We start from the raw sequence: 11,249 nt of genomic DNA on the forward strand, positions 1-11,249 counted from the left end.
GATTTTTGATATGCCGAAATACGTTTTCGGAATCAAAATTATGATTATCCAGCAATATAATTACTCACTTGCCAGATGGACCATAAAAGTGATTTTTGAATTTGCGCGGCGCCATCCTTATGTTAACGGGCCGTAGCGCGTCCCCAGATCAGGCGCAATTTGTTTGCCCGTTTCGACTAACGCTGTGTGTTGTTGGGGCGTCAGAGGTTGATATTGCTTGGCGATTTCTGTGTTTTGAATGGCCTGCTCAACAGTATAAGGCCCGACAACGGCGACTTCGACTCGTTCTAGATCAAGAGCGTACGCCATCGCTTGCGGCATGCGCTCCTGAGGAGTCACGCATCCGACATATCCTTTACGGTGATTGGGGAAACCGCCCTTGATCCCGACATAAACCTTCATCGCCGCCAGCGCCACATTGTGCTTCTGGGCGGCGGGCAATATCTTCTTGTGGAAATCATAGGTAAACGCATCGGCGTAATTGATTACAGTCATGGCCACATCGATCTGACCGGTCTCGATCATGCGGACAACCCGGTCGGGCCGACAGTGTGACGTCACTCCAATAAAGCGGATCTTGCCTGCTTCTTTTTGTTTGAGGAGATAGGCGAGTATCCCGTCATTGGCCAACACCTTATCGATGTCTTTGCCGCCGACATGATGAATGTGAACCAGGTCAATATAATCGGTTTTGAGTTGCCGCAGCGATTCACTCAATAGCGACTCGGCTTTTGATCCGCTATCGGTCCATGCCTTGGTCACGAGAAAGAGTTTGTCGCGCTGTTGGGGAACAATATGGCTCAATATTTCTTCTGCATTGCCGTAACTTCTGGCTGTATCAATATAGTTAACGCCGCGGTCAATGGCAGCCCTGAAAATTTTAATGCCTTCCTGTACGTCAACGGGGCCTTCACCTACCGGGGCAGTGCCAAGCCCTAAAATCGACACTTTGGCTCCAGTGCGGCCTAATACGCGCATCGGCATGGCGTCGGAGGGGGAGCCTTCATCGGCCTTGGCCATTTGAGCGCTCAGGGTAAGGGTTGCGCCCACGCCTGACGATTGTTTTAGAAACTCGCGTCGATCTAAATGATTTGGCAAACTCTTTTGGTTGAAGCTCATTGGCTCTCTCCTGCATGATTCAATTTCTCATTGACAAATACTACCGCACCGTTAATTGCTTTTCAAACGAATTGTTCCATAAACTGAATGCAGATTGATATCTGAATGGATACCAAACGTGATCGCATTTCAGTGTTTTTGGATCGCGTCTTTCCAGCCAAGTTGGCTAGCCAGGTTGAGGCTCCAATCATAGTTTTCGTCGACGGCGCCCATGAGTTGGACCTTTGTTGGGTAAAGAAAACCAACCACCTGGGGCAGATCGGTCACCCGCAAGCAGTTTAACATTTCAATCGCCGGCCCGGTCCCGTCCGTTTCGCCAGGGGCGTTTTGTGTGGCGGGCGGGTTTTGAAGATAGACCGACTCAAGCCGCCCGTCTAACAACGCCGCGTACATCGCGACGGCCGCCATCTCGCCGCGCGCGGCAATCGCAATTTTGTCAGGGTCAACTTCGTCTATCGACCGCAATGCTTCAATACAGCGCAACACGTCATACACCCTCATCGACGCGACCGTGCGCCCCGTCCACGCCGAGGCGCGCCTCACGTGCCACTGCAAACCCTGGCTCCAACTCGTCTCGCCCACGCCGCGAACCTGTAAGTAGGCGCGCGTCCATTCAGGGCGCAAGCCGTTTGAGAAACTCTCTGACGCCCAGCGCTTTTCGTTGGGGTTGCGCAAAACGAGCAGTACGGGTTTTTTCTCCGTTTTGGTTTCTTTCCAGTTCCATTCAAACGTCAGGCGAAATCCTTCTTCAGGGACGAAAGTGTAATCATTCATGCCGCTGGTTTCGTTGCTTCGCGAGCGGTATTCCATTCGAAGCGACAAGTCGCCAGGCGATTTCGGGAACGCATTAAACGTATTGTCTTTCAGAAACTCAATCACATGCGATTTATGCTTGTTCCAATCTTCTACCGTTTTTAACGCAGGCGGCGTTGCGACTTTGACAAAGGTTTCTTGAATGGTCTTTGTGCGGTCGTCCGCAGGCGGGCCGTCAACATACACCCTGAGTTCATCTTCGCTTAAAAGCGAATCTTCTGATTGGTCGACATCGCCGATTTCGTTTGGCGAAACGTCTTTGCCCATCAGGTGTTTCATCATAAATGAAAAGATTTGAGTGCGCGACTTTTCGTGATACGAATGACCGCCCGGCGTTACGACAAGATTGATGTTGTCTTCGGCGCCGTATAATTCATAAATCTTTTTCATATACGCCACGCTCTGTTTAACGCCCTCTAATGAGTTGAGGCCGTCACGGTCGGCCTGACCAATCAAAAGAGGCCGGGGCGCGATCAGAGCGCCGATGTCATGATAGTCAATCAGTTTGGTGTTGATCGGCGTCATACAGTCACAGTGCCCGTCGACCATGCGCTGGCGAATATGCGACTCGAGCGTACAACACCCGCACACCGGGGCGACCGCTTTGACGCGGCGGTCAATCGCGCCGATATACCAACTCTGCGAGCCGCCGCCCGAAATGCCCGTGACGCCAATGTTGTCTGGATCGACATAATCGAGAGAACATAACAAGTCGATACCGCGGATGCCGTTCCAGAGTTCGACGCCGCCCGGGGTGTAGCCGCGGCTATACCATTGAAACTGGCCTTCGGCGTAACATCCCCAATGGCTGCCATACACTTCGCCCCATTGAACGGTCTCAAAGACCAGCGCGACGAAACCCAGTTCAGCGAATTTACGTGGATGCGGCTGGTAGCTGACTTTCTGAGTTCGCGAATGTCCGCAGGGGTATAAAATCGCTGGCGCTTTGTGGTTGATGGTATTGGGCACATATAAATTGGCGGGGACATAAAGATTGGGCAGCGACTCATAATAGAGTTTGATGATCTTGTAATTATCTTTTTGAATCACGCCGATCTCTTTGATGTTCAAAGGAGGTCGCTCGCCGCTCAAGGGGACGTCATGCAGGCTGAGCATTCCGGTCAGTTCTTGATATCGCTGTTCGCGCGCGCGTTCCCAGTCTTCTAGCGTGTTGATGTCAGCGAGTGAATTGTGAGTAATCTCGCTGGCGGCGCGCATCAGATATTGTCGGATGTTATTGCTCTGGTCAAATATGGGTTTGGTTTCAATTTGAAGCGGTTTGCTTTGCGCTAACATAATAACATTCAATACCAACAACGAAATGATGATTTTCTTATACATGTTTCCGAATCTCCTCACAAGTTAACACGCGATATTCATTCCTTGCCAATCCAGATAGCGTTCGGACGATGATTGCCCTGATCCTATCACAAAACACATGAAGCCATCTCAAAAATTTCTGGTCTTTCGTTGCGTACGGCATGGGTGTAACTCTGGGAGCGCCCATGCCTGAATACGTTTTCGTAATCAAAATCATGACCATCCATCAATGCAAGTACTCACTTACCGGATGAACCTTATTTCTCATCAGAGAGGCGCCTTCAGTCGCCATTTTTGATTTTTTCTTTTGAACCTATCTGCGTTATTTGCAGTCTCAGTCATAATTTGATAGATTCAATGACAACACCGAACAATCAAACGGTCTGGGAGTTTTGAAACTGCGCCTTATAAACACCGATTGGAAAGAGAACCGAATTATAAAATTCTCCATTTGAAAGGAACGATTAATGACTATCTCGAATCTGAATCGAAGAGATGTTATCAAAGGCCTAGGGGCTTTGCCGTTTGGTTTAAGTTTACCGCTAACGGCGAGCGCTCAAACGAAGCAACCGAATATTGTATTTATTTTTTCTGATGACCACTCTCTGCAAACACTGGGCGCCTATAAAACAAGATTACAAGACTTTATCAAAAAACATAAAATCACTCCCAATATAGATTCGATTGCTGATGATGGTGTTTTATTTACCAACAGTTTTGTGGCGAATTCAATCTGCGGGCCGAGTCGGGCCTGTATTTTAACGGGCAAGCATAGCCATAAAAATGGTTTTATGTCTAACGGAAATAAATTCGATGGCAGCCAGTGGACTGTGGCGAAAGAATTGCAGAACGCGAATTATCAAACCGCAGTGATTGGGAAATGGCACCTGGGAACACTGCCAACAGGGTTCGATGATTACGCCGTTTTGCCCGGTCAAGGCAAATACTACAATCCTGATTTTAAAGTGAAAGGTTCGGATGATTTGGTCCGCAAAGATGGATATTGTTCGGACTTGATTGGCGACATGACCCTCGAATGGCTTGATAAAAAGCGGGATAAATCGAAACCGTTTTTCTTATGCAGTTGGCACAAAGCCCCTCACCGGACATGGATGCCTCATCCAAGACATTTCAATTTATTGGATGGGATTGACGTTCCTGAACCCGAAAATCTATTTGATGATTATGAGGGCCGAACGTCTGCCGCCAGTGAACAAGAAATGACCATCCGCGATCACATTAATATTGCGATGGACGTTAAGGTGACTCCGCCAGCAGCGACAACTTCGATAGAAGATATCCGTAAGGCTGTTCCTGAAAGCAAATCACGGGATATGTCGACGATCGGCGAATTTCAACGAATGACAGAGAAACAAAAAGAAGCATGGGATGAATATTATGCTCCACGCAATGAGAAGTTCCTTCAGCAGAACTTAACGGGAGATGATCTTGTTCGTTGGAAATATCAAGCATACCTGAAAGACTATATCAAATGCGTCAAAGCGATGGATGAGAATGTAGGCCGGGTATTGGATTATTTAAAAGAGAATGATCTAGAAAAAAACACCATCGTAATCTACAGCTCGGATCAAGGCTTTTATAACGGTGAACATGGTTGGTATGACAAGCGCTGGATGTATGAGGAATCATTACGGAATCCATTGATTGTGAAATGGCCTTCAGTCGCTAAGGCAGGAACAAAGTGTGACGCGATTGTGCAAAATATTGATTATGCTTCAACAATATTGGAAGCGGCGGGCGCTACAATTCCAGACGAAGTGCAAGGTGAGTCATTGGTCCCATTGTTAAAAGGCGAGACGCCGGATGATTGGCGTAATAGTCTTTTATACACCTATTATGAGATTGGCGTTCATGCGGTTGCTCAACACCGTGGGGTGCGAAATGCGCGGTATAAATTAATCGAGTTTTATACAACCGGCGAGTGGGAATTTTTCGACCTGCAAAAAGATCCACTAGAGATGAAAAGCGAGTATAACAACCCTGACTATGCATCTATCATCAGTGAAATGAAACATGAACTAAAACGGTTGATGAATGAGTATGAACTGAAAGTATAACCAGTCGGTTAATGACCGAGACGTTTAACCGAAGATCATTTCTTCAACGCGCCGGTGCGTTTTGGGATTTCTCTCTTGGCAAAAAAGGCGGCTTAGGCCGCCTTTTTTTATTCCGTGCTTATTGAGCCGAAGCTCGCTGGGAAGTCACGATGGGAACATAACCATATTCAAGCCCTTTTGGCGGCGTAACAATCAAGGCCGGATCAAGCGAGACGAGTTGAATGTCACGGCTTGGCGGCGGCATGTAATCCCGGTCAATCGGCCATTGTTTGTGGATTTTTTCCACAAAGGCTTGCAACGTCTCTTTCTTTTTCTGGCTCCAATCATATTGCTGAAAAGAGGGTTGGTCGATAAACCGATACCACGAATAAGTGACCGTCGATCCATCAATCAATTTCACTTCGTACGGCCCGTGCGCCGCCCCGGGATTTGTCCAGGCGCCTTCTTTGGGGGAGGTGTAGGGTTCGCCGGGTGACGCCAAAGCAAACTCTTTCTGTCTTAATAATTCAGGGACTTCATCGCTAGATACCGCGACGCGCTCGTCGCCTATCTGTTTATAATACTGCGGGAATATGCCTTGGGGGCTTATGTTGTTTTCGAACCACTGTAACCCCCACAGGCCGTCGGCGTGGACTTTTGTGTCAAATACGTTTTCGACATTTTTCATTTGCTGACCGGCCTGATCATATTTTGTCGTACGCGTCGTCAAAGTCGATTTCCATGACGCTTCGGTGTTGAAATTGCCAGGGCAATCCGGGCCTCCATCGCGCCATGTTTTGAATGAATGGTAGAGAGCGTCTTTCGAGTAATAGGCGACATCCTGCACCAGCAGCGTCCTCCCATGCGCATCCACGGGGAAATGTAGTTTCGGAATTTTTGAAAACACATTGCCTTCTTCATCAACGACATCGAAACGGGGAACGGTATTAATTTCGATGGCGCCGCCGCCCATGTTTCCCGGACGCGCATCAAGCCCTCTTCCATAAATAAATGGATAGTCAAATATCTTTCCGATTTTGCTCCAGGTTTCAGGGATGTAGTAGGCGATAGGGCCTTTGAAATTTGCTGCATTGATAAAACAAGTCCAACTTTGATCGCCGGTGGGCGGGTCGCCTGTGGTGGGGTCAGTAAAAGGTAACGCCATATAGGTATAGCCAAAAAATTCACCATTTGGCTTGCCTTGAAACGGCAGGGCGTCAGGCGGAATTAAGAGCCTGTTACTCAGTTGAGCAATGCCCAGGCGGTCGTCAGGCAATGCTGTGTCGCTATAAAAAAACGACCAGCCCGGAGAACCGACTTCGTAGTCGTAACATTGTGGAGTGGCGTTCATACTAAATTTGGGTGAGCCGTAACGAAAGTGATTTCTTGCCCAAAACCCCAGGCCGCCTTCCACCGTTTGGAAGACGCTGCTCCAGGTTGGCCCGCGCTCTGGCCAGTTGTCCCGGGCCAGAGTCCCGACGGGAGCGAGAGGCTTATCTTTGTTATCGGAGTTGTCCGGTGTGATCCATGCGCCTGCCAGCCCGATTTGGAAATTGGCAACTGGCTGGTCAACCAAAGGCCAAACCGCTGAATAAAAACCCATCCCGGCGTTAAATTCAGAACGCTCAGGAGGGCGGGTTGCGCTATAGCCAATATAACCATGAAGCCCTCTGGAATGAGAAGTGATTTCAAGTTCGCCAGACTTTTGTATGGTTTGAGAATGAGAACTCAAGCAACAAATGATAGACAGCAGCGTCGACAGGATTATTAAGTGAGTATTTTTATTCATGAATCCGCCTCATTCAAATATGTATTGATTGCTTTCTGCTTACAAGTTCACTGAATGAATCGCATTATACATTCAACTTAAGCGGCTTGGCGGATTGATGAAGTATTACTTTCAGAATTTCGCTTCAGTCTCCAACTTTAACAATTGATTCAGCGCTGATTCTTTGATAGATTCAATGACAATCTCGAGACTAATTCTATATCAGAGTTTGGACAATATAATAATGAACCTTAACCTCAATCGTCGCGATTTTCTTGGAATGATGAGCGCAGGCATGGCCTCAACCGCATTGCCTGACGCAAACGCAGTGAGCAATAACAATAAGCGCCCGAACTTCATTGTCATTTTTGCTGACGATCTTGGCTATGGCGACATTGAAGGATTCGGCAACCAACAGATCAAATATCAGACTCCAGCGCTAAAACGCATGGCGTCTGAAGGCGTAAAATTGACTCAGGTCTATGTGCCCGTGCCCTATTGCGCTCCATCCCGCGCGTCTCTTTTAACGGGCCGCTATCCCTTCAGAAATGGCGTTGTACACAACCCTACTCCTGACGCAGGCGTCAATAATATCGGCTTGCCTGAGTCAGAAATCACCATTGCGGAAGCGCTCAAGCCAGCGGGGTACGCCACCAGTTGTATCGGCAAATGGCACTTGGGACACCGTCGCCGCTTCTTGCCAACCAACCAGGGATTCGACGAATATTTCGGCATTCTTTATTCAAACGATATGCGCCCGGTTCAGTTGGTTGAAAACGAGACGGTGCATGAATATCCCGCCTACCAACCTACGCTAACCAAGCGGTATACAGAACGCGCGCTTGATTTCATCCAACGCAGCCATGACGCAGACAAGCCGTTTTTTCTCTATCTTCCTCACGCGATGCCCCATAAGCCGCTGGCGGCGTCCGAAGAGTTCTACACGCCCGACACGCCTGACGATCTATACGCTGATGTGATTCGAGAACTCGACTGGTCAGTCGATCAGGTTTTGGAAAAAGTTAAAAATCTAGGCATTGATGAAAATACGCTCATCCTATTTCTTTCAGATAACGGCCCCTGGTATGGAGGCGACACGGGCGGCTTGCGCGGGATGAAAGCCGCCACGTGGGATGGCGGTCTTCGCGTTCCATTTATTGCGCACTGGCCGGGCAAAATCCCGGCGGGGTCAGTCCACAACACGCCAGCCGGAACGATTGACATCTTCCCGACGCTGCTCAAACTTGCGGGCGTTGAACCCCCTACCGACCGTGAGATCGACGGCGTTGACATTATGCCGCTATTGAATGGGACGAATACCGAGAATCCACATGAATATCTATTTGCACTCAAAGGCACAAACTTGGCCATGGTCAGAAGCGGCCCCTGGAAACTTCACCTTCGCAGTCCGGGAAACATACCGAACCGGGGCGACGACTGGGTTGATCCGCGCGGACCTGACGGCGTCACCCTGCTGGCCCAATTCGAGCAATCCCGCCCGAGTGAATACCCCGGAACAACCGAAGGCGTCGAGCCAAAGTCGATGATGCTATTCAACCTCGATGATGATCCGGCCGAGACGCGCGACATCAGCGGCGATCACCCCGAGGTTGTAAATAGAATGAAAGCTTATGCTGATACAATTCTATCAAACTGGCCAGAATTTGAACAACCAGGCCGGTTCAAAGGTGGAATGAAGCGAGTCAAAGGCGGACGCATGGACTTTTTTGAGGAGTACCATCAATAAGCCGCTTAACGTTGAATGAGAAATTTCTGCCATTCAAAACAATGCTTCATCTAGTAAGTGTGTACTTACATTGATGGATGACCATGTTTTTGATCAGGCATGGGTGCAACTCTGGGAGCGCCTGTGCATAAGGGCATGAAAGCCCGCACTGAAGCGAGCAGAGTTGTACCCGTGCCCCATACAGCAAATCCACTAAGAGATTCATCAAAATATGATTGACTCACACGCAGCCATTGCACATAGTGACGGTACATTCTCAGTCGAACCAGTTACCGTCAACAAACCGGGCCCCGGCGAAGCGCTTGTTGAACTCAAAGCCTCCGGCGTTTGTCATACCGATTACGATTCAATGCACACTTGGAAGCGGGATTTCATTCTCGGCCATGAAGGCGCAGGCGTCGTGCTTGAGACTGGAGACGGCGTTACCGAAGTTGAGCCGGGCGACCGCGTGATTTTAACCTGGGCGATATCGTGCGGGCGCTGCCTTCAATGCAACCTCGGCAACATTCATATTTGCGAGAATTATTCGCCCGTCACCGGGCCTCATCTCGGCGGCCACGCGCATGTCGAATCGACGCTGTGGAACGGCAAACCGATAGACCGCTCCTTCAACCTCGGGACGATGTCAAACCATACGGTGGTGCGCGAAGAAGCGCTGGTAAAGATTGACGTCGATATCCCATTCACTTCCGCTTGTATTATTGGATGCGGCGTGATGACAGGGTTCGGGTCGGTTGCGAACGCTGCCAATGTTCAAACGGGCAGTTCTGTCGTCGTCTTAGGAGCAGGCGGCGTCGGGTTGAACGTGATTCAATCAGCCCGCCTTGCCGGGGCCGCTGCGGTGATCGCCGTTGATGTGAACCGATCACGATTAGCCATGGCGAATCAGTTCGGCGCGACGCACTGCATTCAAGCCGACCGGGAAGATAAAAACCTACTCCAGGCAAGTGAGAAAGTAAAAGCGTTGACAGCCATGCGCGGCGCTGATTATGCCTTCGAGTGTACGGCGATCCCCGAATTGGGCGACGCGCCTTTGCGTATGGTTCGCAACGCAGGCATGGCCGTTCAAGTCAGTGGAATCGAGCAGACGATTGCCTTCGACGCAGAACTATTTGAATGGGACAAGATATACATCAATCCTCTCTATGGCAAATGCCGCCCCAAAGTTGATTTCCCAAAAATCCTCAAACTATACGAAAACAAACAATACAAAATCGACGAACTGGTTACGCGGACCTACTCGCTTAACGAGTTGGGGCAAGCGTTCGAAGACATGCTTCAAGGGCGCAACGCAAAAGGCGTCATTTCGCTGGAGGCGTCATGACCCGATTTCGGACCATCGAGCATAGCCGCAACCATTCGTTCAGCCCCGCTGGGTTAGACTTTCTTACCGTGAAAAGCCCCGCCTTACAATCGCGCGCGGATGTTTGCGTTTATGAAAGCGCCAGTTTGAAGAACCATTCCTCCGCGCCAATTACAATCTTGCTTCATGGCGTTTATGGCAGTTGCTGGTCGTGGGCGTTGAGCGGCGGCGCGCATGTCGCGCTTGAGTCAATGATAGAAGATGGACTGGCGGCGCCCATGCTTTTGGTTATGCCCTCGGATGGGCTGTGGGGCGATGGCAGCGGTTATGTAGACCATGGCGAGAAAAATTTTGAACGCTGGATCGTCGAAGACGTGATCGCGCTCATTCGACAGACCTACTCCTGCGTAGACGAACGGTCTCCTGTTTCTATTGCCGGGCTTTCGATGGGAGGATTCGGCGCATTGCGGCTTGGCGCGAAATATCCAGATGTGTTCAACGCGTTTTATGGCTTTTCGTCAATCACTGATTTTGATCAGTTGCGTCTTTTCGTTGAAGAACCGTTAGAAACATACAATCTTAAAAATCGGGATGACGCGTCCGTATTTGAATGGATGAAGACCAACAAAGACCGTCTCCCTCCATTCGGCTTCAACTGCGGCGTTGACGATGAACTCATTGAATTCAACCGCAAATTACATAAAGACCTGCTCGACTTAAACATCAACCACGAATACAACGAATATCGCGGCGGGCATACGTGGGAGTATTGGCATAAACATTTATCGGATGCCTTGGCGTTTTTTAAACACACGCCGCAATAACGGCTATCAATCTCGTCGAACCTGAAAAAATGGCGCTGACCGACTTACATTGATGCGACAAAAGTACCTTTCAAATAAGGTTTATCCGACTAAAGCGTACTTACATTGTTGGATGACCATGATTTTGATTACAGCAACGTATTTCGGCATATCAAAAATTGAAAAACAAAATTGGTTCGTCCTAAGAATCTGTGCATAGCCTAGACATGGAAACACACGCTATCTCGTGTAATCTCAGTTTGCTAAGAACAAGAGAGACACGAAAGGAAGCGTGTGTTGCTAAAGAGTATCGTAAAAA

General features: G+C 49.1%; 7 protein-coding genes. 4 read left to right on the top strand and 3 right to left on the bottom strand.

The annotated features are described in order from the left end of the window. Nucleotides 1-117: 117 nt before the first annotated feature. Together P9L94_12455 and P9L94_12460 are read right to left on the bottom strand one after the other, a co-directional pair. Nucleotides 118-1,119, bottom strand: coding sequence for an aldo/keto reductase (locus tag P9L94_12455; protein MDP8244889.1), 1,002 nt, complete (start codon nucleotides 1,117-1,119; stop codon nucleotides 118-120). A gap of 129 nt (nucleotides 1,120-1,248) precedes the next feature. Then, nucleotides 1,249-3,273: an acetylxylan esterase gene (locus P9L94_12460; protein MDP8244890.1), complete on the bottom strand. Its 2,025-nt coding sequence runs from the start codon at nucleotides 3,271-3,273 to the stop codon at nucleotides 1,249-1,251. 446 nt (nucleotides 3,274-3,719) lie between these two features. Between P9L94_12460 and P9L94_12465 the strand changes: the two genes are divergently transcribed. Further along, nucleotides 3,720-5,330: a sulfatase gene (locus P9L94_12465; protein MDP8244891.1), complete on the top strand. Its 1,611-nt coding sequence runs from the start codon at nucleotides 3,720-3,722 to the stop codon at nucleotides 5,328-5,330. Between the two features lie 118 nt (nucleotides 5,331-5,448). Here the strand turns inward: P9L94_12465 and P9L94_12470 are convergent, their stop codons facing one another. Then, a complete protein-coding gene (locus tag P9L94_12470) occupies nucleotides 5,449-7,098 on the bottom strand; it encodes a hypothetical protein (protein MDP8244892.1) in 1,650 nt (549 codons plus the stop codon). Between the two features lie 223 nt (nucleotides 7,099-7,321). On the opposite strand from P9L94_12470, the gene P9L94_12475 reads away from it, so the two are divergent. The 3 genes from P9L94_12475 to P9L94_12485 all read left to right on the top strand — a co-directional run bounded on the left by P9L94_12475 (nucleotide 7,322) and on the right by P9L94_12485 (nucleotide 10,951). Next, the gene (locus tag P9L94_12475; GenBank protein ID MDP8244893.1) at nucleotides 7,322-8,824 is read left to right on the top strand and encodes a sulfatase; all 1,503 of its coding nucleotides are present in this window, start codon (nucleotides 7,322-7,324) and stop codon (nucleotides 8,822-8,824) included. A 211-nt stretch (nucleotides 8,825-9,035) separates the two neighbouring features. Beyond that, nucleotides 9,036-10,148 (top strand): alcohol dehydrogenase catalytic domain-containing protein, encoded by a 1,113-nt coding sequence (locus tag P9L94_12480; GenBank protein ID MDP8244894.1) that lies wholly within the window; start codon nucleotides 9,036-9,038, stop codon nucleotides 10,146-10,148. Then, nucleotides 10,145-10,951 carry an alpha/beta hydrolase-fold protein gene (locus P9L94_12485; GenBank protein MDP8244895.1) on the top strand — a complete coding sequence of 269 codons (807 nt, stop codon included), beginning with the start codon at nucleotides 10,145-10,147 and terminating at the stop codon, nucleotides 10,949-10,951. The genes P9L94_12480 and P9L94_12485 overlap by 4 nt, the downstream gene beginning before the upstream one ends. The last annotated feature ends 298 nt before the right edge of the window (nucleotides 10,952-11,249 follow it).

Origin of the sequence: Candidatus Hinthialibacter antarcticus (assembly GCA_030765645.1) — a bacterium.
GTDB lineage: Bacteria > Hinthialibacterota > Hinthialibacteria > Hinthialibacterales > Hinthialibacteraceae > Hinthialibacter > Hinthialibacter antarcticus.

Excerpts from the sequence above, each read along its gene's own strand:
- P9L94_12455 (MDP8244889.1), bottom strand. The coding sequence starts at position 1,119 with ATGAGCTTCAACCAAAAGAGTTTGCCAAATCATTTAGATCGACGCGAG.
- P9L94_12460 (MDP8244890.1), bottom strand. The coding sequence starts at position 3,273 with ATGTATAAGAAAATCATCATTTCGTTGTTGGTATTGAATGTTATTATG.
- P9L94_12465 (MDP8244891.1), top strand. The coding sequence starts at position 3,720 with ATGACTATCTCGAATCTGAATCGAAGAGATGTTATCAAAGGCCTAGGG.
- P9L94_12470 (MDP8244892.1), bottom strand. The coding sequence starts at position 7,098 with ATGAATAAAAATACTCACTTAATAATCCTGTCGACGCTGCTGTCTATC.
- P9L94_12475 (MDP8244893.1), top strand. The coding sequence starts at position 7,322 with ATGAACCTTAACCTCAATCGTCGCGATTTTCTTGGAATGATGAGCGCA.
- P9L94_12480 (MDP8244894.1), top strand. The coding sequence starts at position 9,036 with ATGATTGACTCACACGCAGCCATTGCACATAGTGACGGTACATTCTCA.
- P9L94_12485 (MDP8244895.1), top strand. The coding sequence starts at position 10,145 with ATGACCCGATTTCGGACCATCGAGCATAGCCGCAACCATTCGTTCAGC.